This is a genomic window from Kitasatospora sp. NPDC101108 (assembly GCF_055584725.1).
In genome coordinates, this window is sequence record NZ_JBVJLM010000001.1 from 610,896 (window position 1) to 634,759 (window position 23,864).

16 protein-coding genes and 1 pseudogene are annotated in these 23,864 nt (G+C 72.9%); 5 read left to right on the plus strand and 12 right to left on the minus strand.

Annotated features, from left to right (window positions below; genetic code table 11):
* Positions 1-26: 26 nt before the first annotated feature.
* The 3 genes from ACZ6Z8_RS02770 to ACZ6Z8_RS02780 form a co-directional block, all read right to left on the minus strand.
* A complete protein-coding gene (locus ACZ6Z8_RS02770) occupies positions 27-425 on the minus strand; it encodes a (R)-mandelonitrile lyase (protein WP_465605633.1) in 399 nt (132 codons plus the stop codon).
* Between the two features lie 32 nt (positions 426-457).
* Complete coding sequence (locus ACZ6Z8_RS02775; RefSeq protein WP_465605635.1) at positions 458-778, minus strand: carboxymuconolactone decarboxylase family protein; 321 nt, start codon at positions 776-778, stop codon at positions 458-460.
* Positions 779-856: 78 nt separating this feature from the next.
* Positions 857-2,251, minus strand: coding sequence for an MFS transporter (locus tag ACZ6Z8_RS02780; protein ID WP_465605637.1), 1,395 nt, complete (start codon positions 2,249-2,251; stop codon positions 857-859).
* A gap of 151 nt (positions 2,252-2,402) precedes the next feature.
* On the opposite strand from ACZ6Z8_RS02780, the gene ACZ6Z8_RS02785 reads away from it, so the two are divergent.
* The gene (locus ACZ6Z8_RS02785; protein WP_465605639.1) at positions 2,403-3,266 is read left to right on the plus strand and encodes a helix-turn-helix transcriptional regulator; all 864 of its coding nucleotides are present in this window, start codon (positions 2,403-2,405) and stop codon (positions 3,264-3,266) included.
* 135 nt (positions 3,267-3,401) lie between these two features.
* On the opposite strand, the gene ACZ6Z8_RS02790 is transcribed toward ACZ6Z8_RS02785, so the two are convergent.
* Positions 3,402-4,196 carry a hypothetical protein gene (locus tag ACZ6Z8_RS02790; RefSeq protein WP_465605641.1) on the minus strand — a complete coding sequence of 265 codons (795 nt, stop codon included), beginning with the start codon at positions 4,194-4,196 and terminating at the stop codon, positions 3,402-3,404.
* Positions 4,197-4,927: 731 nt separating this feature from the next.
* On the opposite strand from ACZ6Z8_RS02790, the gene ACZ6Z8_RS02795 reads away from it, so the two are divergent.
* Complete coding sequence (locus ACZ6Z8_RS02795; RefSeq protein ID WP_465605643.1) at positions 4,928-5,776, plus strand: SDR family NAD(P)-dependent oxidoreductase; 849 nt, start codon at positions 4,928-4,930, stop codon at positions 5,774-5,776.
* Here the strand turns inward: ACZ6Z8_RS02795 and ACZ6Z8_RS02800 are convergent.
* A pseudogene (locus ACZ6Z8_RS02800) lies at positions 5,773-5,892 on the minus strand (IS5/IS1182 family transposase); the annotation flags it as partial. The gene ACZ6Z8_RS02795 and the pseudogene ACZ6Z8_RS02800 sit on opposite strands and share 4 nt — an antisense overlap.
* Positions 5,893-5,984: 92 nt before the next feature.
* On the opposite strand from ACZ6Z8_RS02800, the gene ACZ6Z8_RS02805 reads away from it, so the two are divergent.
* Together ACZ6Z8_RS02805 and ACZ6Z8_RS02810 are read left to right on the plus strand one after the other, a co-directional pair.
* Positions 5,985-6,119, plus strand: a complete 135-nt coding sequence (locus ACZ6Z8_RS02805; RefSeq protein WP_465605645.1) for a hypothetical protein — start codon at positions 5,985-5,987, stop codon at positions 6,117-6,119.
* Between the two features lie 43 nt (positions 6,120-6,162).
* Positions 6,163-6,882: a TetR/AcrR family transcriptional regulator gene (locus ACZ6Z8_RS02810; protein WP_465605647.1), complete on the plus strand. Its 720-nt coding sequence runs from the start codon at positions 6,163-6,165 to the stop codon at positions 6,880-6,882.
* Positions 6,883-6,942: 60 nt separating this feature from the next.
* Here the strand turns inward: ACZ6Z8_RS02810 and ACZ6Z8_RS02815 are convergent, their stop codons facing one another.
* Positions 6,943-8,670 (minus strand): ABC transporter ATP-binding protein, encoded by a 1,728-nt coding sequence (locus ACZ6Z8_RS02815; RefSeq protein ID WP_465605649.1) that lies wholly within the window; start codon positions 8,668-8,670, stop codon positions 6,943-6,945.
* A 17-nt stretch (positions 8,671-8,687) separates the two neighbouring features.
* Positions 8,688-10,529 carry an ABC transporter ATP-binding protein gene (locus ACZ6Z8_RS02820; RefSeq protein ID WP_465605651.1) on the minus strand — a complete coding sequence of 614 codons (1,842 nt, stop codon included), beginning with the start codon at positions 10,527-10,529 and terminating at the stop codon, positions 8,688-8,690.
* 136 nt (positions 10,530-10,665) lie between these two features.
* On the opposite strand from ACZ6Z8_RS02820, the gene ACZ6Z8_RS02825 reads away from it, so the two are divergent.
* Complete coding sequence (locus tag ACZ6Z8_RS02825) at positions 10,666-12,267, plus strand: (2,3-dihydroxybenzoyl)adenylate synthase (protein ID WP_465605653.1); 1,602 nt, start codon at positions 10,666-10,668, stop codon at positions 12,265-12,267.
* Positions 12,268-12,272: 5 nt separating this feature from the next.
* Here the strand turns inward: ACZ6Z8_RS02825 and ACZ6Z8_RS02830 are convergent, their stop codons facing one another.
* From ACZ6Z8_RS02830 to ACZ6Z8_RS02850, 5 genes are read right to left on the minus strand one after another with little or no spacing between them, the layout of a single operon-like run.
* Positions 12,273-13,448 (minus strand): cytochrome P450, encoded by a 1,176-nt coding sequence (locus ACZ6Z8_RS02830; RefSeq protein ID WP_465605655.1) that lies wholly within the window; start codon positions 13,446-13,448, stop codon positions 12,273-12,275.
* A gap of 14 nt (positions 13,449-13,462) precedes the next feature.
* Entirely contained in the window at positions 13,463-15,166 is a 1,704-nt protein-coding gene (locus ACZ6Z8_RS02835; protein ID WP_465605657.1) for a methyltransferase, read from the minus strand.
* A gap of 19 nt (positions 15,167-15,185) precedes the next feature.
* Complete coding sequence (locus ACZ6Z8_RS02840) at positions 15,186-17,180, minus strand: bifunctional Gfo/Idh/MocA family oxidoreductase/class I SAM-dependent methyltransferase (protein ID WP_465605659.1); 1,995 nt, start codon at positions 17,178-17,180, stop codon at positions 15,186-15,188.
* Entirely contained in the window at positions 17,177-18,292 is a 1,116-nt protein-coding gene (locus ACZ6Z8_RS02845) for a saccharopine dehydrogenase NADP-binding domain-containing protein (protein WP_465605661.1), read from the minus strand. The genes ACZ6Z8_RS02840 and ACZ6Z8_RS02845 overlap by 4 nt, the downstream gene beginning before the upstream one ends.
* Positions 18,289-23,811 (minus strand): non-ribosomal peptide synthetase, encoded by a 5,523-nt coding sequence (locus ACZ6Z8_RS02850; RefSeq protein ID WP_465605663.1) that lies wholly within the window; start codon positions 23,809-23,811, stop codon positions 18,289-18,291. The genes ACZ6Z8_RS02845 and ACZ6Z8_RS02850 overlap by 4 nt, the downstream gene beginning before the upstream one ends.
* Positions 23,812-23,864: the final 53 nt, after the last annotated feature.

Genomic DNA, 23,864 nt, shown 5'->3' on the forward strand with positions numbered 1-23,864 from the left:
TGCTCCTTGTACTCGTTGCGGAAGGGTCAGAGTTCGCGGGTGCGGGGGCCGGTGTATTCGGCGTCGGTGACGTGGTCGAGCCAGGTAACGTCGTCGCCTTCCCACAGGGCGATGTGGGTCATGAAGTGGTCGGGGGCGGCGCCGTGCCAGTGCTCCTCGCCCGGCGGGGTCCAGATCACCTGGCCCGGGTGGGCTTCGAGGATCGTGCCGCCACGGGACTGGATCAGGGCGATGCCCTCGACGATGTAGAGGGTCTGGCCGATGCCGTGGGAGTGCCAGGCGGTGCGGGCGCCCGGGGCGAAGTGCACTGCGTTGGCCCGCATCCTGGACGGCTCCTCACCGCGGTGGATGACGTCGGCCCAGGCGTCGCCGGTGAACATCTTCTCGGGCAGCTTGGCGGTGGCGGGACGGGTGCGCAGTTCCATCGGGGTGACTCCTTGGGCGAGGTGAGGGAAGGTCAGCTGGTGAAGAGGTCTTTGGCGACGGCCATGGCGGACATGGCGCGCGGCCAGCCGGTGTAGAACGCGAGATGGGTGATGGCCTCGATCAGCTCGGCCTCGGTGACGCCGTTGTCCCTGGCGCGGCCGAGGTGGTGGCGCAGTTGCTCGGTGCTGCCGCTCATGACCAGGCTGGCGACGGTGATCAGCGAGCGGTCGCGGGGAGTGAGGCCGAGGCGCTGCCAGACCTCGCCGAACAGGACGTCGTCGGTGAAGTGCACCAGTTGCGGGGCGAAGTCGCCGAACATCTTCGCCGCGCCCGAAGGCTCGGTGCCGGGCATGAGGGAATCCCTTCGTCGGGCCCCGCAGCGGCGGGGCGGTGGTTGTGCCTGACGGTGCCGTGGCCTGCGTGGGCGGGCTCAGTTGCCACGCCGGGCGGCGGCCATGCGGGTGGCGGCCAGCGCCGCGGCCGCAGCGACGGCGGCGGCCAGGGCGAGGCTGAGGCGCAGGCCGTGCTGGAAGCCAGCCGTGCCGGAGATCAGGGCGCCAAAGACCGCGACGGGCAGCGCCCCGCCGATCTGTCGGCTGGTGTTGAACACCCCGCTGGCGGTGCCGGTCTGCTCGGCCGGGACGTGCTCCAGCAGCAGCGTGGTGGCCGGTGGCATCACCAGCGGGCCGGCCAGCCCGACGGGGACCAGCAGCAGGGCGCTCACCCACACCGGCGCCGATCCGGGCACGAGGGCCAGGGCCACCGATCCGGCCGCGATCAGTACCAGCCCGGAGATGACCGGCACGCGGGGGCCGGTGCGCACCACGATGCGGGCGGAGAACGGGGTCAGGCAGGCGCTGAGCAGCATCATCGGCAGGAACGCGATCCCGGCGCCCAGCGCGGACCGGCCGTGCTGCTGCTGGAAGTCGAGGCTGAAGACGAACGGCAGCCCGGAGAAGCCGACCATGAACGCGAACCCGATCCCGGTGACGATCACCACCGTCTTGGACCGGAACAGGGACAGCGGCACCATCGGGTGCGCCCCCTTGGCCTGCGCCAGTACGAACGCGGCCCCGGCCGCGACTGCGACGGCGAGCGAGAGCAGTACCTTCGGGGCGGTGAACCCGGCCTCGCCGGACTCGATCGCGCCGAACGTCAGGCCGCCCATCGCCAGGATGCCGGTGACCTGCCCGGCCCAGTCGAACGGCGCCGGACGGGTCGGCGACTTCGGACTGCGGGCGAGCAGCGCCAGGATGAGCAGGCCGACCGGCAGGTTGATGAAGAAGATCATCCGCCAGGAGGCCAGGCTCAGCACACCGCCGAGCACCGGGCCCGCGGCGGCGGCGATGGCACCGCCCATCGCCCACACCCCCACCGCGCGGGCCCGGCGGGCCGGGTCGGGGAAGGCGTGACGGACCAGCGCCATCGAGGTCGGCATGGTCACGGCCGCGCCGATGCCCTGCACCACGCGGGCGGCGACGAGGGCCGGCAGCGACGGGGCCAGCCCGCATGCCAGCGACGCGGCCACGAACAGGACCAGACCGCCGGCGAACGCCTTGCGCGCGCCGATCCGGTCCGACAGGGCGCCGGCGGACAGCAGCAGCGCGGCGAACATCAGCGTGTAGCCGTCGACCACCCATTGCAGGCCGGTGATCCCGCCGCCGAGCGCGCCGCGGATCGAGGGCAGGGCGACGTTGACGATCGTCGCGTCCAGGGTGATCACGAAGAAGCCCAAGGCGGCGGCGGCCAGCGTTGCCGCGGCGTGCCGGTCTGTGCCGGCCGTGGCCACCTGCGCCGAGCTGGGCGAGGAAGCGGTGACGGTCATGGCGGGCGGGATCCTTCCCTTGGAGGTACGGGCCGAACTGCTGGCCCGCTCACCCCTCCACGGAACCACGCACCGTCTCTGACCTGGGAGTCCTTGCTGGGAGGGGTACTGGCAGGGACCCCCGCCCGCGGCACCGGCCTACGCTGGAGCGGTGCCAGCCGACACCGTCCGCGAAGACATCCGCACCTTCCTCACCAGCCGCCGCGCCCGCCTCACCCCCCAGGAGGCCGGCCTGCCCGACTTCGGCGGCCGACGCCAGGTGGCCGGGCTGCGACGCTCGGAGGTCGCCCAGCTCGCCGCCATCAGCGTCGAGTACTACACCCGCATCGAGCGCGGCAACGTCGGCGGCGTCTCCGAGGACATCCTCGACGCCCTCGCCCGCGCCCTGCGCCTGGACGACGTCGAGCGCGCCCACCTGGCCGCGCTCGTCCGCGCCGCCAACAACCCCCACCGCCTCCCCGACCGAGACGGCGGCACCAGCCACGTCCGGCCCAGCCTCCAGCAGATCCTCGACGCCATGACCGGCGCCGCCGCCTTCGTCCGCAACGCCCACCTGGACGTCCTCGCCACCAACGCCCTCGCCCGCGCCCTGTACACCGAAGCCCTCGACAGCGCCGAGCAGCCGCCCAACCTGGCCCGCTTCGTCTTCCGCGACCCCCGGGCCCGGCGCTTCTACCGCGACTGGGAACGCATCGCCCACGACGCCGTCGGCAGCCTGCGCACCGAAGCCGCCCGCAACCCCAGTGACACCGACCTCGCCGACCTCATCGACGAACTCGCCATCTGCAGCGAAGAGTTCGCGCGGCGCTGGGACGACCACGACGTCGAGTACTACCGCAGCGGCCGGCAGCACTTCCACCACCCCGACGTCGGCGATCTCGACCTCGACTACGACGCCCTCGAAATCCCCGCCGACCCCGGCCTCACCATCGTCACCTACACCCTCGCCGCCAGCGCGCCCCACGCTGCAGCCCTTGGGCGGCTCCGGGAACAGCTGCCCCCAGCCGCACCGTAAGTCCACGGTCGGACAGGGTTACCCGCTCCCCTGTGCCCCGCGGTGTCCGACGCCCCCGACGGCCGGCGTGGTCGGCACATCCCTCGCGCAATTGCGCGAGTTTGCCCGTTCGGGATAGCGCGGAGAGCCTTCGGCTCAGCTACGGACGCGGGTCTGGAGGCAGCCGGTCCAGTCGTTCTTGCCGCGTTTGGCCCAGTGGACGGCTGTGTCGATGTGGAGGTCGAGCAGCGAGCTGACGATAGGGGCTGGCAGGCCCTGGGCGAGGGCAAGAACTGCACTGTTTCGTCCGGGGCGGACGCCGATGTCGTAGTCGGACAGGCGCTCGCGCAGGCGGTGCGGGGCGACAGGGCGACCGACGAGCGCGCCGGGGAACAGCCAGGCAGGACCTGCGGCGGTGGGGTGCTGGGACAGCGTGCGCGGCCGGGCTGCCGCCTGGGTGGTGAGCAGATGGGCCACTCGGGGCGGAACGGGGGTGGCAGCGGTGCCGAGGATGACGAGCATCTGGTCGCCGTCACGGATCAGGTCGTCGTGGGTCAGCCGGGCGATACGACTCGTGCGGGCCCCGTAGAGAAGGACGAGCGCTCCTGCGGCGCGGACATCGGTGGGCAAGGAGTCGTCGTGCACGCAGCGGTGGAGGAGGTCGATGTGGTGGTCTTCGTCGAGGAAGGTGGCGGGATCGCCGTTGGGGAGCGGGGGAACCTGCAGGCGTGGGGTGATCTTGCAGCGGTGGGTCCACCGCAGGAAGTCGCTGACGGTCGGCCGCCGGTGCAGCGGTGGCCCGACGCCCCTGCCGGGCGGCGATGGCTGGATCGTGTTCCGGAGGGCGGGCGAGGCGGGATTCGAGGATCCGCAGCGTCTCACATGTGGGTGGGTGTGACAGCGTTTGCTCGGATGAATGCTGACCTTTTGCTGACTCTTCTGACGGTGCATCAGTCCTTCTGGCGGGCAGGTCGTCCGGTACGCCGGACGACCTGCCCGCGCCGCTCGGCATCCCGGTCATCCGTGACCGCCCCGCCACGACGTGGGAAAGACCGCCAAACGCGACACGCTCCAGGCCCACCTCGCCGCGCGAGGTCAAAGATCGAGCTGAGATCCGGCCGGGCCGCCCCGAACGTGTTGGCATCGAACACGTTCGGCCTTCAGGCGGCCCCGTTCGGGGCCGCTCAGCCTGAGCTGGGGATCATCTGCTGGTGCTGGCGTCGAGCGCGACATGTAGCGGGATTCTCCCAGCCCTGAAAGCTCCCCGGCGACGCGGTACACGGCTTCTTCCACCAGACCAAATCAAGACCGGCTCTTCTCAGTCCGAGTCTGGGTCAACACCAAGGAGGTGTACACCTCGGTCCTGGTCAGGGAGACGGGGGCTGATCGCTATCACTCCACAAGCTGACGAGCACCGACCAGGCGACCCGATGGCTGGAGCGAGCGCTGCACCGGCGATGGTGGAACCGCACCTTGCAGCCGCAGTGGTAGTCCAGATCGCCGGGTTCAGCTGGCACGAAGTTGCCGTCGAACGCCAGTCCATGCCGGCCCAGCCGCGCGTGGTCCCGTCCGCTGGACGGCGTGACTTGTCCACGGGTCGCTGATGGCCAATGATAATGATCAACCTTTGCCGTACCCGGTCCTGTTGCCTGTACCTCGGACCCGACACCGGAGTTGAGTTTATGAAGAGTCTGCAGCGCAAGGTCGCCGTCGTCACCGGGGCAACAAGCGGCATCGGAGCCCGTATTGCGGAGGTGTTCGCCGCCGAGGGCGCCCACGTCGTCCTCGCCGGCCGCCGCGAGCGGGAAGGACGCCAGCAGGCCGCGGCACTGGGCGAGTCGGCGACCTTCGTGCGCTGCGACGTGTCGATCGAGGCGGACGTCGAGGCACTGGTCAGCCACGCAGTCGAGCGCTACGGGCGGCTCGACATCATGGTCAACAACGCGGGCGGGCCAGGGAACATGGCTTCGGTGACCGACTTCGACTCGGCCGTTTTCACACGGACACTGGCGGTCCATGTCACGGGCGTCATGCACGGGATCAAGCACGCCGGACGGCAGATGGTGGCCCAGCGCTCGGGAAGCATCATCAACGTGGCGAGCCTAGCGGGAAAGACAGCCGGCTGGTCCGGCCTGGACTATTCGACCGCCAAGGCCGCGGCACTCCACCTCACCCGGTGCGCGGCAGTGGACCTGGGTGAGCACGAGGTCCGCGTGAACAGCGTGTCCCCCGGTTTCGTGCCGACGGGCATCTTCGCCAAGGGGGCCGGAGCCGACGCATCGGCTGCTGACGCCACGGCCACGTCAGTGGCCGAAGCGTTCAAGCCACTGCTGGACTCCACCCAACCACTCCCCGGCACTGTCCGGACCGACGACATCGCCGCGGCAGTACTGTGGCTCGCCGGCGACGCCAGCCGCCTCGTCACCGGGCAGGATCTCGCAGTCGACGGTGGTATGACGGCCGGACGCCCCGCCGCGGCTTCCCGAGCCGAACGGACCCGCATGCGCGACCTTCTCTCCCCTGACCTTTAGGGAGCACATCTGAAGGCCTCGTGGATGTCGTCGCGTCGCTCCCAGCGGATGCGAAGGCGGCGGAAGCCGTGAAGCCAGGCGATGGTCCGCGCGACGACCCAACGGTAGGCCCCCAGGGTTGGAGGCCCTGGCTGAAGTAGCCGTCCGAACCGCATCTGCGGCAGGCAGGCGGCGGGAACGGTCCGCCGGGCAGGCAGTCGTATAGTCGGTGATCGTCGGCAGCATCGCGCTCGGCATCATCGGTGCCGTCCTCGCTGTGCCCGCCGTCGCCGTCATCTGGGCCGTCGTCCAGGCGCTGCATCCTGTGGACTCGGTGACCACCCCTCCGTCTGCGATCCGTTGAACGGTGTACAGCCCGGCGCCCGGTGGTCCGATATGGTTTGTCCATGGCATCACGAGCCTCGATCCCGGATTCCCGCCCGCGCTCACGCTGGGCCGCGGGGCTTCCCGCGATCACCGCCGAGAAGATCGTCGACCAGGCGCTGGTCCTGACCGAGACGCACGGCCTGGACAACTGGACGGTGCGTCAGCTCGCCGCGGCGATCGAGGCGTACCCGACCGTGGTGTACCACCACGTCGGTGACCGGGAGGCCGTGGTGAACGCGGTGCTGGAGCGGGTGGTCGGCATGTTGCCGGTGCCGCCGACCGCGCTGCCGTGGCGCGACTGGTTCCGTGTGCTGCTCAGCGGGATGCGCGGGGTGCTGCGTCGCTATCCCGGTGTGGCCAGGCGGCTGGCCGCGCACGGCCCGGGGGTCGAGCGGGCCGCGCCGATCATCGACCGGGGCGTCACGCTGCTCCAGGAGGCGGGCTTCGGCAAGGAGAGCGTGCTCGCCTACAACGTGCTGCTGGGGACGGCGTGCCAGCTGATGGCGATCGAGGACGACCGGGAGCACAACCCCGAGCTGCGGGCCAGGATGTCGCAGTTGTACGCGCAGTCGCGCACCCGCGACGACATGCCGGGTCTGGCGGCGATGGGCGCCTTCGTGCACGAGGTCTCGGAGCAGCCCGACCAGCTCGCCGGGTTCTACGCGAGCTTCTACGACTACGCGGTCGAGCGCACGCTCGACGGGATAGCCGCCCGGTTGGAGCAGGTCCGGCCCCGTTGACGGCCGTGGAGGAGGTGCCCGGGCGCTGCCGGGCACCTCCTCCCCGTCAGGGGGACGGCCCTACGCCGCCGGGACGTGCCAGTCGCGGGCCCGCTCCTGCGCCGCCCACATGCGGGCGTAGCGGCCGTCGGGGTCGGCGATCAGCTCGGTGTGGGTGCCGCGCTGGGCGACCCGGCCGTCCTCGATCACCAGGATCTGGTCGGCGCCGACGATCGTGGACAGCCGGTGCGCGATCACCACCACGGTCTTTCCGGCGACCAGCGCCTCGATCGCCTCCTGGACGACCACCTCCGACTCACTGTCCAGCGCCGCCGTCGGCTCGTCGAGCAGCACCACCGGGGCGTCCTTGAGGATGGCCCGGGCGATGGAGATCCGCTGGCGTTCTCCGCCCGACAGCGCGGAGCCGATCTCGCCGACCCGGGTGTCGAGCCCCAGCGGCAGCCCGGCGATGAACTCGTGCACGTTGGCGGCCCGTACGGCGGCCTCGATCTCGGCCTCCGTGGCGTCCGGGCGGCCCATCGCGATGTTCGCGCGGATCGTGTCGTCGAAGAGGTACACGTCCTGGAACACCACGGCGATGTGGCGCAGCAGTTGGTCCTGATCCACGACGGACACGTCGGTCCCGCCGAGCCGCACCGTGCCCGAGGTCGGGTCGGCGAAACGCGTGACCAGTTTCGTCACGGTGGTCTTGCCCGAGCCGGACGGGCCGACCAGCGCGGTCATGCTGCGCTCGGGCACCTCGAAGGAGACGCCCCGCAGGGTGGGCTCGGACTGGCCGCGGTAGCTGAACTCCACGTCCTCGAAGCGGATGTCGAAGGCCTCGGGCGGCGTTCCGCCGGGCCGGACCGGCAGCGGTTCGACGGTGAGCACGTCGCCGACGCGGCTCAGTGCGGTCTCGGCCATCTCGAAGAGCTGCGTCATCGTGGAGGCGAGCGCCAGCGGTTCGGCGAAGCGGGCCGCGGTCACGGTGATCGCGACCAGCAGCGGCAGCGACAGGTCGGCGTCCAGGACGAGCGCGGCGCCGGCCGACACCAGGGCCACGATCGCCGCCTGGACGAGCAGTTGCGCTCCGGCGACGGGGATCGAGGCCGATCGGGCGGCCGCCGACTGGGCCTCGTGCTGGTGCCGCAGGGCGGGCAGCAGCCGCGGCGAGTCCGCGCCCGCCTGCCCGGTCGCCTTGAGCACCGGCAGACCCTGGACGTACTCGACGATGCGGTCCGCGGCCTCGGCGTCGGCGGTGTTCACGCCCTGGTATCCGGCGTTGGAGCGCCGCTGCACGGTGCGCACCAGCGGGATCGCGGCGAGGGTGGCGAGCACGAGCACCGCCCCGAGCCGCCGGTCCAGGGCCAGGACGAGGACGCCGAGCAGGAGCGGGACGGTGATCAGCCGGACGAACAGCGCCGCGAGCGAGGAGATCGCGGTGGCGGCACTGGTGACGTTGTGCCCGACCACGGTGGTGAGGTCGCCGGCGGCGCGCCGGTTGAGTTCCTGCTGCGGCATCGAGCGCAGTTTGGCTCCGAGGCGCAGCCGTGCGTCCTCGGTGACGAGGTGCCAGTAGTCGTAGGTGAAGCCCATCTCGCGGATGCGCAGCGCCGCCTCGGCGGCTACCAGCGCCGCCAGGACGGCCACCCACAGCCAGGCCCGCCCGGTGTCCACCGGGTCGCCCGCGAGTGCGGTGAGCAGGGGGACGAACACCGCGTAGGCGGCGGTCTGGACGGCGGTCGCCGCGAGCGAGACGCGCAGTGTGGCGCGGAACTGCGGGGCGTAGGGGCCCGCCGCGGTCAGCATGAGTCGTAGGATCCGCGTCATCGGTTGGCCTCCACGGTTCGGTTGGCAGCCTTGGTCCGGTTGGCCGGCAGTCCCCAGGTCGACGCCTTCGCGTGGCGTTCCCAGAGCGCGGCGTAGCGCCCGCCGGCGGCGGCGAGTTCGGCGTGCCGGCCGGTCTCGACGACCTTCCCGCCGTCCAGGACGACGATCTGGTCGACGTCGACGATCGTGGACAGCCGGTGGGCGATCACCAGGACGGTGCGGCCCTTGGTCAGCCGGCCCAGGGCTTCCTGGATCACCGCCTCGTTCTCCGGGTCGGCGAAGGAGGTCGCCTCGTCCAGGATCACGATCGGGGCGTCGGAGAGGATCGCCCGGGCGATGGTGATCCGCTGCCGCTGGCCGCCGGAGAGCAGGCCGCCGCGTTCGCCGACGACGGTGTCGTAGCCGTCGGGCAGATCGTTGACGATGAACTCGTGCGCGGCGGCCGCCATCGCGGCCGCGTGCACCTCGGCGTCGGTCGCGTCCGGTTTGGACAGCCGGATGTTCTCCGCGACGGTCCCGCTGACCAGGAACGGTTCCTGGAAGACCAGCGCGACGTGACGCAGCAGCAGGTCGCTGGGGATGTCGCGCACGTCGATGCCGCCGACGCGCACGGACCCCTCCTGCACGTCGTAGAAGCGCGGGACGAGCCGGGCGACGGTGGACTTGCCGGAGCCCGAGGGACCGACCAGCGCGCACACCGTGCCGGCCGGGATGTCGAGGTCCACGGTGTCCAGCGCGGGCCTGCCCCGGTCGCCCGTGTATCCGAAGGTGACGCCGCGCAGGGCGATGGACGCGTCCTGCGGCTCCTTCGGGTGCTCCGGTTCCGGCAGCGGCGGGATGGCCAGTACCTCGGCGATGCGGGCGGCCGCGGCCTTGGAGTCGTTGAGGTAGCCGTTGAGGTGCATCAGCGGGGCGATCGCCTCGATCGGCATCGCTCCGATCAGCAGGGCGATGAGCAGTTCGGTCGGGGTGATCCAGTGGGCGGCGAGCATCGGCACCGAGGTGGCGGCGACGATGAGCAGGGTAGGCAGCGGCACGATGAACAGCTGGGTGACGATGCCGGCGGCGCGCGTGGTGGCGATCCAGTCCCCGACCGCCACGGTGAAGGAGCGGACGGCGCCGGAGTAGCGTCCGAAGGAGCTGCGGCCGTCGTCGAAGGTGCGGACCACCGGCATGCCCTGGACGAACTCCACGACCGCGGCGTTGACGTCCTCATTGGCGCGGTTGTAGCGGTCGCGCTGTTCGGCGTAGTCGCGGGTCATGAAGGACAGGCAGGCCACCGCGAGCGGCACGACGAGCAGGACGGCGGCGAGCAGCCGCCACTGGACGAGGCCGAGCGCGACCAGTGCCGCGACCGGCTGGGCCACGCTGGAGCCGACGAACGGCAGCGCGTCGGCGACCACGCTGTGCAGCGCCTTCACGTCGTCCTGGAGGACCTTCTTCAGCCGTCCCGAGCCCAGCCGGTGCACCTCGCCGAGCGGCATGCGGGCCAGGGCGTCGGCGAGCGTGCGGCGCAGGGTCACCTCCAGTTCGAAGCTCGCCTCGTGGGTGGTGCCTTCGGCCAGCCACCGCGCTCCGAAGGAGCCGGCCAGGCCGGTGAGCGCGCCCGCCGCCCACCATCCGACCGCCCGACCGGACGGCGCCGGGGCGAAGAGCTCGCCGACGGCGAAGCCCAGGCAGACGAATCCGGCGACGGCGGCGATGCCGGAGAGCACGCTCAGCCCGGCGGCCCTGGTGAGGCCGGCGCGGGCCGGGGGTGACAGGCTCACCAGCTCCATCACCTGGCGCAGGCCGTTGGGTGTCCGCGACGCGTGCGCGGCCTCCTCGGAACTGCTCATGGTCTTCTCAGTGCTCCTCGGTTCCGGTGTGGTTAGGATCGGACTCAGCCGCCATTGAACAATGGACAAGAACTTAGTCTGCCCTAAGTGAATATGTCGGAAGTACGTGTGTCGAGACTCTTCGGAAGGACCGCTGATGCTGCCTGGATTCGTCGAGTGGCCCGGTGACCTCGCCGCCCGTTACCGCGAACGCGGGTACTGGCGAGGGAGAACGCTGGGCGCGTCGCTGCGCGCGTGGGCGAAGGAGCGGCCGGACGCCGAAGCCGTCGTGGACGGGGACCGGCGCTGGACGTACGCCGAACTCGACGCCCACGCCGACCGGTTGGCCGCCGGCCTGGACGGCATCGGGCTGGCGCCGGGCGACCGCGTTCTGGTGCAGCTGCCGAACGTCGGCGAGTTCCTGCCGCTGTGCTTCGCGCTGTTCCGCCTCGGTGCGGTACCGGTGCTCGCGCTGCCGGCGCACCGGGAGACCGAACTCGTCCACCTGGCCCGGCTGTCCGGGGCGGCCGCGTACGTCATCGCGGACACCCACCTCGGCTTCGACTACCGCGCCCTCGCCCGTACGGTCCGCGCGCAGGCTCCCGGGCTGCGGCACGTGGTGGTGGTCGGCGAGGCCGAGGAGTTCACCGCGCTGTCCGAACTGGACGGCGGGGAAGCCAGACTGGACCTCCCGGAGCCCGATCCCGCGGACGTGGCGCTGCTGCTGCTGTCCGGTGGCACCACAGGGCTGCCGAAGCTGATCCCCCGGACCCACGACGACTACGCCTACAACGCGCGCGCCAGCAGCGAGGTCGCCGGCCTGGGCGCGGACAGCCGCTACCTGGTCGTGCTGCCGATCGCGCACAACTTCCCGCTCGCCTGCCCCGGCGCGTTCGGCACCCTGCACGCCGGCGGCACGGTGGTCTTCTGCCCGACGCCCAGCCCGGAGGACGCCTTCGCCCGGATCGAGCGCGAGCGGATCACCGTCACCGCTCTCGTCCCGCCGCTGGCGCTGCTCTGGCTGGAGGCCGCCGAGTGGACCGCCGCCGACCTGAGCAGCCTGGAACTGCTCCAGGTCGGCGGCTCCCGCCTCAAGGCGGAAGCCGCCGCCCGGGTGCGGCCCGTGCTCGGCTGTCGGCTCCAGCAGGTGTACGGCATGGCCGAGGGCCTGCTGAACTTCACCCGGCTGGACGACCCGGAGGAACTCGTCCTCGACACCCAGGGCCGCCCGCTCGCCGAGGACGACGAGGTGCGCCTGGTCGACGAGGACGACGTCGAGGTCACCCCCGGAGAGGTGGGCGAACTGCAGGTGCGCGGCCCGTACACGCTGCGGGGGTACTACCGGGCCGAGGAGCACAACCGCGGCGCGTTCACCGCGGACGGTTTCTACCGCAGCGGCGACCTGGTGCGGCGCCTGCCCAGCGGCCACCTCGTGGTGGAGGGCCGGGTCAAGGACGTGATCAACCGCGGCGGGGAGAAGGTCCCCGTCGAGGAGGTGGAGAACCTCGTCCTCGGCCACCCCTCGGTGCACGACGTGGCGATCGTCGGTCTCCCCGACGAGGCGCTCGGCGAGCGCAGCTGTGCCTTCGTCATCGCCCGCGGGACGCCGCCGACCCGCGCCGAGCTGACCGGTTACCTGACCGACCTCGGCCTGGCCGCGTTCAAGCTGCCGGACCGGATCGAGGTGCTGGACGCCTTCCCCCGGACGGGACTCGGCAAGGTCGACAAGCGGGCACTGGCGGCGCTGGTGTCGCGGTAGCGCGATCACCAGGTGACCGGCAGGCGCCGGGGCCCGCGGAAGAAGGTGGCGGTCTTCCACTCGATGTCGCCGTCGAGCCGCAGCCCCGGCAGCCTGGTCACCAACACCCGCATCGCCTCGATGAGTTCGACCCGGCCGAGGGCGGAGCCGATGCAGTGGTGCATGCCGTGGCCGAAGGCGAGGTGCGCCTGTGCCTCCCGGCCGAGGTCGAGCCGCTCGGGCTCGGCGAACCGGCGGGCGTCCCGGTTGGCCGCGCCGATCGACACGAACACCGGCTCGCCGTTGCGCACCAGGGTGCCGCCCACCCGCACGTCCTCCAGCGCGTAGTGCGGGAACATCGCGCTGGAGGCCAGCGGGACGAACCGCAGCAACTCCTCGACGGCGCCCGGCATCAGGTCCGGATTCGCGCGCAGCCGGGCGTACTCGTCGGGGTGGTCGAGCAGGGTGACGACGAAGTTGGGGATCTGCGAGGAGGTCGCCTCGTAGCCGGCGACCAGGATCGCGATGCACAGTTGCACCAGCTCGATCTCGCTCAGCTGGTCGTCCACGTCGCGGGCCTCGATGAGCGCGGTCATCAGGTCCTCGCCCGGCTCGGCCCGGCGCCTGGCGATCAGGCCCAGGATGTACTGCGACAGCTCGCCGAGGTTGCGCCGGGTCCGCTCGGCGTCGGCGGCATCGGTGGAGAGCAGGGAGTCGTTCCACTCCTTGAACCTCGGCTGGTCCTCGATCGGGACGCCGAGCAGCTCGCAGATCACCGACATCGGGATCGGCAGCGCGAAGTCCCTTACCAGGTCGGCGGATCGGCCCGCGGCCTCCATCGCGTCGACCAGCTCGCCCGCGAGCTTGCGCACGTGCGGGCGCAGTCGCTCCACCTGACGGGTGGTGAAGGCCTTGGTGACCAGGTTGCGGATCCGGGTCAGCTCCGGCGCGTCCATCATCACGATCCCGCCGGCCGTCCGGGGCAGGGCGCGTGGCGCGTCCCGCCCGGCCGCCTCGGCGCGGCTGAAGCGGCGGTCGGAGAGCACCAGCCTGGCGTCGGCGTAGCGGGTGACCAGCCAGGCCGGTTCGCCCTGCGGCAGCTTGACCCGGGTCAGCTCCGAGTGGGAGAGGGCCGTCGTGTACTCGGGGGCGAGTTCGAGGCCGTGGAAGTCGTTGAAGGGGTAGGGAACCGGGGTGTTCATGCGGAATCTTCCTCTCATCGGGGGGTGGTGTCGGGGGTGTGCGGGGCGCGGGCGGCGAAGACGCGGTGGCCGAGCCGTTCCAGCGGGTGCCCGGGGGCGGGCAGGGCGAGGACCCGCTCCAGCCCGGCGTCGTCGAGCACCCGGTTCCACTGCGGCAGGGTGAGGAACGTCGAGCCGGTGTCGGCCCGCCCGTCGTCGGCGGCCGGCAGCATGAAGGCCTGCGAGGCCATCACCCAGTACTCCTCGACGGTGGGCTCGGTGAACACCAACCACCCGCCGGGTTCGAGCAGTTCGGCCAGCCGGCGGACGGAGGCATCAGTGTCCTGTACGGCGTTCAACGCTCCGCCGCTGACGATGACGTCGAAGGAGTGCGGCGCGAGGCCCTGCTCGTACGGGGAGCGGTCGAGGTCGAACAGGCCGGTGCGGACCCAGGGGTGGGGCGCGAGGTGGTCGGCGGCGGTGTCCAGAAAGTATCGAGAGACGTCGGTGTAGAGGTAGTCGACGTCCAGGCCGGACAGGGCCGGCAGCAGCACCTCGGAGGTCGTTCCGGTGCCTGCGCCCACCTCCAGGACCCGCAGCCGCCGTCGCGACTCCCGCGCGATCCCGCTGACGAAGGCGCTCACCGCGCGGTGCTGGTAGCGCGCGGCCACGCTCTCCCGGTACAGCGCCCTGGCGAGGTCGGTGCGCCCCTGCGGGAACAACAGGTGCACCGCCTGCACCGCCCCGGTCATCAGCTCCGGCAGGTGTTCGGCGTTGCGCCGGGCGTAGGCGAGGGTGCCGGCGGCGCCGGCCGTGGCCAGCCAGGCCCGCTCGGTCTCCGTCCACGCGCGGTCGAGTGCGGCGTCGGTGAATTCCTCGGTATCGATGGCGGGCCGCAGCAGGGCGCCGTCGTGCCGGATCAAGCCCTGCTTGGCCAGTACTCGCAGCCAGCGGCGGATCAGCGGCCGGTGCTCGGCGGCGACCCGGGCCCCGTCGAGCACCTGCTGTTCGGTGTGCGCGGCGTCCGCTGCGGTGAACAGGCCGTTGCGGTGGAGGGAGTTGAGCATCGACAGCAGGGCGGTGGAGCCGAGCCGCTCCACGGCGGCGACCGCCTGGTCCAGGTCGATCCCGGCGAGTTCGGCGTCGGCCGCGGCCGCGGTCTCGGTGACCAGCCGTGCGATGGTCCGTTCGTCGGGACCGGTGTCCACGGGGACGGCCTGCGCATCGAGGACACCGGACACGTCGATCGGCCCGCCGTCGTGCACCACCCGCCGCACCGCCGACAGTTCGGCGAGAAGCGCGGCCGGATGGGCCACCAGCTCCCGCAACAGGGCCCCCGGCAGCACGGCGCGGTCCGCGCGGGTGCGTTCCAGCAGCGCGAGTGCCTCGGCGGGGGTGGGCGCGCCGTCGAAGTGGACCGCGGCGCCCGCGCTCCAGCTCGCCAACGCGGCGTCACCGCCCAGGCCCGTGGGTGGTGCGGCGATCAGGACGATCTCCGGGTCTTCGCCGAGCGCGTCGCGCAGTGCCCGGGCCGAGGCGGCCTCGCTGGAGACCCCGCCGCCGTGCAGGGCCTCGGCCAGGTGGGCGATCAGTGCTTCGGGGCCGGCGGGGCCCGGTGGCCCGGCCGGGGTGCGGCGGGCCGCGGCCAGCACCTCGGCACCGGTCCACACCCGGTCCGCGCAGACGAGGGCCGGGCGGTCGGCGAGGCGGGCGAGGCCGTCGGTGATGGGTGTCGTCAAAGGGATCTCCTCCTGGTGGTCAGCCGACGGTGGCGAAGAACAGGTGCTGACCGGCGGCCGCGAGCGGCGAGTGCGCCTCCGGCAGGACGAAGTGGGGTACGAACCCGGCGGCGGCCAGCTCCTGCCGCCAGCCCTCGGCGTCCACGAAGACCGAGCCGGAGGCGGCGCGGCGGTCCTCGCTGCCCACCCGCGACCCGCCCGGCGGGGCGGACAGCAGGAACTGCATCGAGGTGAGGACCGCGTCGTTCTCCCGGACCGACTCGGTGAACACCAGCCAGCCACCCGGCGCCAGCACCCGCCGGATCCGGCGCAGCGTGTGCCCCACGTGCGTCGCGTTGTGCAGCACGTTTCCGGCGAGGACGACGTCCGCCGTCGCCGGGGCCACGCCCTGCGCGGCGAAGTCGGCATTGATGTCGATCAGCCCGTGGCGCAGCCCCGGGTGGTCGCCGAAGCGCTCCCGCGCCGCCACGGTGAACATCCGGGAGACGTCGGTGAACAGGTAGTCGGCCGGCCGACCGGACAGCGCGCGCAATGCTGCGGCGGTGCTCAGTCCTGCCCCGCCGCCGAGTTCGACCACGCGCAGCGGTCCGCCCTCCGGGCGCGGGCAGCGGGCCAGCAGGTACCCGCAGGCGGTGTTGAGGTAGGCGGTGAACAGGTTGTCCTGGTAGGCCGCCAGCGCCGGCAGCACCTGCCCGTCGGCGAACAGCACCTGCTGCACCGCCACCTCGTCACGGACCAGCCGGGGCAGTTCGGCGAGCGCCGCCTCGTGGACGCGCGCCATGGCGGGCGGGAACCCGAGCGTGGCGTACGCGTCCCGCATGCCCTCCCGAGTGGTGGCCGGGAGCTTCGCGACGCGGTACCGGCCGGATTCCTGGGCGAGGAGGCCTCGGGCGGTCAGAGCGAGCAGCCAGCGCCGGACGAGCCAGGCGTGCCTGGGGGCGGTGCCGAGAGCGGCCGTGATCTCCTCCTCGGACCGCGCCACGTCCCCGGGCAGCACGTCGGAGAGCAGGTCGGCCACGGCGGCGAGGCTGATTTCCCCCAGCCGTTCCATGGCCCCGGGCAGGCCCGCGACGGCTGCCGGGTCGGGCAGGCCGGTGAACCCCGCCCGGTGCGTCTCCTGAGCCGTGGGCAGCTCACCCGGGAGGGCCCGGGTGTCGTCGCCGGCCTCGACGGCCGCTGCGGCGAGCTCGGCGACATGGACACGGGCCGTTGCCGCCTCCGGTGCGGGGCCGAGTGCGGCGAGCAGCTCCTCACGCAGTCGGCAGTGGGTGAGCTGCTGCTGGACGTCCGGTGCGGCGACACCGGGCTCCCGCACGGCCCCGGCGAACGCGAGCAGTTCGGCCGCCATGGCAGCCGCCCAGTCGCCCCGGCCGCCCGGATCGCCGAGTGACACCCGCTCCTCCCCCGAGGTCCAGGTAACCGGACCGCACGCGCTCGCCAGCGCCAGCTCGCCTCCTGCGGTGCCCAGCACCAGGTCCAGGTCCGGCGCCGCTCCCGGTGGCCGTTCCTCCCGTACGCGCAGGGAGATCGGCACATCCGCGACACGGCCACCGAGCACACTCGGCGAAACCGGCGTGTCCGCCAGGGGCTCGAACGTCCACGGGCGCAGGGTGCCGAGCCCGTCGGCGAGCACCCGTACCAGCGCGGGCAGCGCGTCGCGGGCGCACGAGGCCGCCACCTGGGCGATCGGCGCATGCGCCCGCAACGCCCGTGCGGCGGCGACGAATTGCCGGACTGCGTGGAGCCGGGGCGCCGGATCGGCGAGCCGGAACGCCACCCCCGAGCGGCGGGCCTGCCGCACACAGGCGGCCAGATCCGCGTGCCCCATCGATGGCTCGGCCAGCACCGGGATCCCGCGTTGCAGCAACTCGATGGCGGTCGCTGCGCCACTCACCCAGCAGGCATCGGCGTCCGCGAGATCCTCGGAGTGCACGAGCCCGGCCCGGTCGAGGGCGGCCCGGTGCACGGCGCCGAAGCCGTCGCCGCGCAGCGAGATCCGCAGGGGGTCCGTCACAGCGCGCCCTCCTCTGCGGCGTCCAGGTCCTCGATCGCCGCGTCCAGCACCACGAGTTCGGCCACTGCGCCGCTCGCGCGCAGCCGGTCGATCGTGGACTGCGGGTCGAGCACCCCGGCCGCGAAGTGCCGCCCGGACGGGACCTCGCCCCGGGCCACGGCGAGCGTGGCGGCCGCGGTGACGGCACCGGTCAGCTCGGCGTTGCGCCGGCCGCGCAGGAGCACGGTCGAGGTGGCCGCCCGCCCCTGCGACAGCCCGTCGAGCTGGGCCAGGAGCAGCACGTACGGTGCGCGCCCGGCCAGGTCCAGCAGGCTGGCGCGGCGCAGCGCCGCCACCGCGTCCCTCCGGTCCAGGGCGTGCACCCGGTCGAAGGCGGCGCGCACGTGCTCACCGGCCACCACCGTGTACCAGTCCGCGCGGTCGATCCCGAGGACCCGGGCCAGCCGCTCGCCCTCGGTGGGCAGGTGGGGCAGCACGGTCACCGTGCCGGGGTAGCACGGCACCCGGGCTCCGGTGCGGCGGCGCAGCGCGCCCGGCCGGCGGCGGCCGTCGCGCCAGGCGGCCAGCGGCTCGCTCACTCCGTCGGCGGCGCCCTGGAGGTAGTCGTCGGCGGCCACCTCGGTGAAGTGGTCCAGCAGTCCGAAGTAGCAGCTCAGTCCGTGCACTTCGGTGAAGCGGGCGGCGGCCCAGCGGGGCAGCAGGCCGGTCAGGCCGGGGTTCAGCCCGGCCGACAGCACCGCCGCCCGGTCGGACCAGGCGCCGGGGTCGAGTGCGGCGAAGAGCGTGTCGTCGCCGGCGGCGTCGACGTAGTCGGCCCCGGCCCGCAGGGCCGCCCGTGCCGCGCGGTCGGCGACGGCGTGGGACGGGCCGGCGCAGTTGACCAGGATCCGGCAGCCGTCGGCGAACCGCTGGAGCGACGGCTCGTCGGTGAAGTCCACGGCCTGGGCGACGACTTCGCAGGCCCCGGCGTCGGACGCCCCGAGTGCGGCGGCGAGCCGACGGGCCGCCACGGGGTCGCGCCCGCCGATCCGCAGCTGGCCCGGCCCGAGCCGGGCCAGCGCGCGCGACGCGAAGGCTCCCACGTCGCCGTAGCCGCCGAGGACGCCGATCACGACTCGCCCCGCAGCGGTGCGGCCAGGCGCTCGACCACCACGTCCACGTGTGGCGGCTCGATGACGCTGAAGTGGTTGCCCGGCACGTCGACGACGGTGAACTCGCCGAGGCAGGTGTCCGCCCAGAACGGCGCGGCCAGGTGACCCACTCCGGCGGTGATCCCGAAGGACTGCTGTTCGGTGCACCGGAGGAAGGTCATGTCGCCGACGTACGGCTCCGGGTCGAAGCGCGCGGCGCGCATGCTGTGGCGGCAGACCCGGAACAGGGCGGGTACCAGTTCCGGCCCCACCGGCACCCCGGCCTGCTTCGCCGCCGCCTGCGCGTACGCCGCGAGCCGCTCGTCCTGGCCGGTCCTCGACCGCTCGCGGACCGCTGCGGCGACCGCTTCGAGCCCCGGGTCGCCGGTCAGCGCGGCCATCGCACCCGCCGGGACCTTGCGGTCGTACTCGGTCATCAGCTTCTCGATCGCCCGATAGACGTCGGCGTGGGCGACGCCTTCGCCGAAGACCGTGGTCACCGGGTCGAGGTTGAGGTTCGGCACGAAGACGGACTCGAAGGCCAGTTCCTCGTCGGTCTCCACGAACATCGGGATGCTGTCGACCAGCGTCAGGTCCACGACGTCCAGGCCGCGTTCCACCAGGCGCCGGGCCACCTCCACCGCGAGCAGCCCGCCGAGGCAGTAGCCGACCAGCTGGAAGCGGGTGTACCCCTCGTCGACGAGGCGCCGGGCGTAGTCGTCGGCGACCCGGTGCACCAGTTCCTTCGGTTCGATCGCGAGGTACTGCTCGGTGTCGGCGACGGCGAAACCGACGACCGGGCCGAGGTTCTGCGCGGCCAGGGCGCGGCCCAGGTGCTGGAAGTAGTCCAGGGTGCCCAGGGCCGCGTGGAACATCACCCGGACCGGCCCGTCGCCGTCGCCGCCGAACGGGATCAGCAGCGAGTTGCCGTGCTCACCGCGCCAGGCGGACGGTGCCGCGTCCGCCGGTGCGGGGCCGGTCGCTCCGGGCGTGTGCTGGGCGGCGGCGGTGTCGGCGCGCAGCGAGCGGGCGAGTGCGGCGACCGTCGGCTCGTTGAGCATCTGGCGCAGCAGGGTGTCGTAGGCGAAGGGTTCCGCCTCGGGTATCTCCTCGCGCAGCCGGCCCGCGACCCGGGCGAGGATCAGGGAGTCGGCCCCGTGGTCGTAGACGTTCTCGTCGCGGCCGAGCCGGGCGATGCCGAGCGCGTTCGCCCACAGCGCGCACAGCCGGCTCTCCAGCCCGTCGGCCGAGCCGCCCTGGTCCTGCTCGGCCACCGTGGTGACGGCCGGCCGCCAGCCGGCGAGCGTGCGCCGGTCGATCTTCCCGTTACCGGTGAGCGGGAGGTCGTCGAGCACCTGCAGGTGCGCCGGGACCATGTGCGAGGGCAGCCGCTGGGCCAGGAAGGCGGTCAGTTCCTCGGGGGTCACCGGCTGCCGGTCGGTCTTGAACCGCGCGGCGAAGGCGTGGATGCCCTGCGCCGCCATCGGGTGGTCGTCCTCGGGCAGGCAGAGCACCGGCTCGCCGCCCGCGGCCTCGATCACCTCGCGCCACCGCTCGCGCGAGAGGAACTTGGTGCTGCCGTGGGCGCGGTCGCCGTGCGCCGGGTCCATCATGAAGCCCTGGGTGAGCAGCACGTGGGGGTGGTCGGCGGTCGGCTCGGTGAACACCAGCCACCCGCCGGGCGCGAGCAGGCGAACGGCGGCCGTCACGGCGGCCTCGACGTCCCGGGTGCTGCTGAGGACGCCGGCGCAGAGCACCACGTCGGCCGAGTTCGGGGCGAGGCCCTGCGCCCGGGGGTCGCCGTCCAGGTCGAAGAGGCCGAACCGCAGCCACGGCCGGTCGCCGAACCGTTCGCGGGCCTCGGCCAGGAAGAAGGCGGTCAGGTCGGTGAACAGGTAGTCCACCTGGTGGCCGTCGAGCACCGGGAGGACGGCGGCGGTGGTCGCCCCGGTGCCCGCGCCGATCTCCAGCACCCGCAGCGTGCCGGTGTGCGCGGCGGCCACGCGGTTCAGCAGTGCGGCGACGGCCTGGTTGTTGTGGCGGGCGATCGAGTCGTCGCGGTAGATCGCGTGCGCGGTGTCCTGGCGGCCCTCGGGGAACAGCAGCTCGAAGGGGTTCTGTTCGTCGGCCAGCAGCGCCGGGAGCCGGTCGACGTGCGCGCGGTGGTAGCGGACGAACTCCGATGTGCACAGGCCCTGTTCGGCGTGGTGCTCGACGCGCTGCCACGCCTCGTCGGCCGTCCGCTCCCGCAGGGCCCGCACCTGGCGGTAGCGCCGGGGGTCGGCGTCGGTGGCGAGCCAGCCGGCGCCGGTGAGCAGGTCGAGCCAGCGGCGCACCAGCCAGTGGTGGCGTTCGCTCACCTTCGCCGCGGCCAGGACCTCTTCGGCGGTGTGCTCCCGGCCCTCGGCGAACAGCCCGTGGCGGACGAGCACGTCGAGCATGGACGCGAGCGCGGCCTCGTGCAGGTCGTGAACGTGCTCGGCGACCTGTTCGGTGTCGAGGTCGCGGACCTGTTCGGTGGCGAAGCGGCGTACCACGGCGCCCAGCCGTCCCACGTCCAGGTCGTCGGCCCGGGCTGCCCGGGCGGCCTCGACGAAGCCGAGCAGGGCCCGGTCGGCCGTCCCCCCGCCGGAGATGGAGCCGGCGACCACCGCGGCGGCCGCGCCGACCGACGGGTGGGCCAGCAGTGCCGCCTCGACCTCGCCGAGCTCGATGCGGTGGCCGCGGATCTTGACCTGTCCGTCCTCGCGGCCGAGGAACTCGATCTCCCCGCCCGGCAGGTAGCGTCCGAGGTCGCCGGTGCGGTACATCCGCTGCCCGTCGACGGGGTGGTCGAAGAACCGTGCCGCCGTCAGCTCCGGATCGCCCAGGTAGCCGGCGGCCAGGCCGGCGCCGGTGATGTACAGCTCGCCGACCGTCCAGACGGGGGCGTCGCGAAGCGCCTCGTCCAGGACCCGGAAGCCCTGATTCGTCAGGGGGGTGCCGTACGGGATGCTGGTCCACGCCGGGTCGACCTCGGTGATCGGGTGGTGGATGGACCAGATCGACGCCTCGGTCGCGCCGCCGAGACCGACCAGGGTCAGGTCGGGCACGAAGCCGCGGATCCGGGCGGGCAGGGTCACCGGGATCCAGTCGCCGGACAGCATCGCCAGTTGCAGCGAGCCGACCGGGGCGGGCTCGGTCTCCAGGTAGTTGGCCAGCATCTGCAGCTGGGCGGGCACCGAGTTCCACAGCGTGATGCCGTGTTCGGCGACCAGGTCGGCCCAGTGGGAGGGGTCGGCGCCCCGCGACGGGTCGGTCAGCACCAGCGTCGCGCCGACCGTGAGCGGGCCGAAGACGTCGTACACCGAGAGGTCGAAGCCGAGCTGCGCCAGGCCGAGCACCCGGTCCTCGCGGGTGACGCCGAAGCGGGTGTTGATGTCCACGACGGTGTTCAGCGCCGCCCGGTGGGTGATCACCACGCCCTTCGGGTCGCCGGTGGAGCCGGAGGTGTAGATCACGTACGCCGGGGTGTCCGGGTCGCCCGGCTCGACGGCCGGCGGCTCGGTCGCCGGCTGCAGGGCGTCCACCTCGAACACCCGCAGGCCTTCGGGCAGTTCGGCACCGGGCCGGGCCCTGGACTGGGTGAGCACGTGCCGGACCGCGGCGTCGGCGAGCACCTTGTCCCGGCGCAGCCGGGGCTGGGTGGTGTCCAGCGGCAGGTACACGCCGCCGGCGAGCAGTACGCCGAGCACGGCGACGACCTGCTCGACGCCCTTGTCCATGACGACCGCGACCCGCTCGCCCGGTGCGCAGCCCGCGGCGCGCAGCGCCTCGGCGACGGCGGCCGCGCGCAGGACCAGTTCGCGGTAGCTGAGCGAGCCGGTCGCGCCGACGACGGCGGTCGCCTCCGGTGTGCGCGCCGCCTGGGCGAGGATGTCGTCGTGCAGCAGGTTCTCCGGCAACGGGGCGGCGGTGTCGTTGACCCGGGCCCGCTCGGCCTCCTGCCACGGCGGCAGGGCGACCGGCTCGGGCTCCTCCCACGCCTCGTCGCCGTCGGCCAGCCGGCCGAGCAGGCCGCGCAGCGCCGCGAACATGTCCTCCACCAGCCCGTCGGGGAACACGCCCTGTCGTACGTCCCAGCTGACCGTCAGCCCGTCGGCTCCGTCGGCCACCTGGCAGTCCAGGACCACCTGGGGGGTCTGGGTGATCCCGACGCCGAGGGTGCCGCTGCCGGGGTCGTCGTCGAGGCCGATGGCGCTGGTGAACACCACGGGCATGAGCGCCGCCTCGCGTCCTCGGCGCCGCGCGAGTTCGCGGACCACCTCGACCCCGGAGAACAGTCGGTGGTCCAGATCGGCGAACAGCTGCTCGGAGACGGCCGCCGCGTGTGCGGCGAAGCCGCGCCCGTCCGGGGCCACGACCTCCAGCAGGCTCACCGAGGTGAAGTCGCCCACCAGCGCGGGCACCTGGGTGTGCAGGGGCAGCCGGTTGAGCAGGGTGAGGTTGAGGCTGAAGCGGTCGCGCCGGCTCCAGCGACGCAGGACCGCCGCGTACGCGGCGAGCACGGCGGCGGACGGGGTCAGCCCGCGCTCGCCCGCCCGGCGCCGCAGACGCGCCCAGGCGTCGGCGCCGAGCCGGGTGTGGTGCCGGGCGAACCGGACGGGGCCGCCGGTCTCCGCCTGCAGCAGCGGGAGTTCGGGCGCGGGTGGCAGGTCATCGGCGCGGGCGAGCCAGTACTCGCGGTCGCGCCGGTAGCGGCCGGTCTCGCGCAGGCGCCGCTCGGCGAGCAGGTAGTCCCGGAACGTGATGTCCAGGGCGGGCAGTTGGTCCCCGTGTCCGGCGAGGATCGTGTCCAGTTCCCGGAACAGCACGCCGGCGCTGGCCCAGTCGGCGATCAGTGAGTCGAGCGAGAAGTGGACGACGTCGCCGCCGGGGGTGCGGGTCAGCCGCAGCTCGAACAGCGGCCAGCTGTCGGTCCGGTAGATCCGGTGGCCCAACTCGGTTCGTACGGCTTCGAGTTCGGCCTCGACCCGGTCGGGCGGCGCGTCCCGCAGGTCGGCGGCGCGGATGCGGCATCGGGGCACCTCGGGCAGTACCCGCTGGTAGCCGTCGCGCTCGACCACCGCGCGCAGCATGTCGTGCCGCTCGATCAACAGGTTCCAGGCGTCCTCCAACTCCGCCGGGGACAGCGAGGGGTACGTCACCTCCAGGTAGCCGTGGCAGGCGACGCCGCCGTAGCCGAAGGAGTCCTGGCGGCCGAGCAGATAGGCCGTCTGCACGTCGGTGAGCGGGAAGGGCTCGTGGCGGGCGTCCGGGTCCGGCTGCACGGTCCCGGCGTCCGCGTCGGCGGCCAGCAGGCGGAGGATCTCCGGCTTGTGCGCGCGCAGCGTCGCCCGGTGCTCCTCGGTGAGCAGCCCCTTGGCGGCGCGGAACTTCAACTGTCCGGCTTCCTCCCAGAGTTCGACGCCGAGCGCGCTGAGCTCGGCGATGATGCCGGCGGCGGTCGTGGTGGTGGTCATCCTGTGCGGCTCCCCCGTGCGGGTCCTGGTGTGCGGGTCATGGTGTGCGGGTG

Excerpts from the sequence above, each read along its gene's own strand:
- ACZ6Z8_RS02770 (WP_465605633.1), bottom strand. The coding sequence starts at position 425 with ATGGAACTGCGCACCCGTCCCGCCACCGCCAAGCTGCCCGAGAAGATG.
- ACZ6Z8_RS02775 (WP_465605635.1), bottom strand. The coding sequence starts at position 778 with ATGCCCGGCACCGAGCCTTCGGGCGCGGCGAAGATGTTCGGCGACTTC.
- ACZ6Z8_RS02780 (WP_465605637.1), bottom strand. The coding sequence starts at position 2,251 with ATGACCGTCACCGCTTCCTCGCCCAGCTCGGCGCAGGTGGCCACGGCC.
- ACZ6Z8_RS02790 (WP_465605641.1), bottom strand. The coding sequence starts at position 4,196 with ATGCACCGTCAGAAGAGTCAGCAAAAGGTCAGCATTCATCCGAGCAAA.
- ACZ6Z8_RS02795 (WP_465605643.1), top strand. The coding sequence starts at position 4,928 with ATGAAGAGTCTGCAGCGCAAGGTCGCCGTCGTCACCGGGGCAACAAGC.
- ACZ6Z8_RS02810 (WP_465605647.1), top strand. The coding sequence starts at position 6,163 with ATGGCATCACGAGCCTCGATCCCGGATTCCCGCCCGCGCTCACGCTGG.
- ACZ6Z8_RS02815 (WP_465605649.1), bottom strand. The coding sequence starts at position 8,670 with ATGCTGACCGCGGCGGGCCCCTACGCCCCGCAGTTCCGCGCCACACTG.
- ACZ6Z8_RS02820 (WP_465605651.1), bottom strand. The coding sequence starts at position 10,529 with ATGAGCAGTTCCGAGGAGGCCGCGCACGCGTCGCGGACACCCAACGGC.
- ACZ6Z8_RS02825 (WP_465605653.1), top strand. The coding sequence starts at position 10,666 with ATGCTGCCTGGATTCGTCGAGTGGCCCGGTGACCTCGCCGCCCGTTAC.
- ACZ6Z8_RS02830 (WP_465605655.1), bottom strand. The coding sequence starts at position 13,448 with ATGAACACCCCGGTTCCCTACCCCTTCAACGACTTCCACGGCCTCGAA.
- ACZ6Z8_RS02850 (WP_465605663.1), bottom strand. The coding sequence starts at position 23,811 with ATGACCACCACCACGACCGCCGCCGGCATCATCGCCGAGCTCAGCGCG.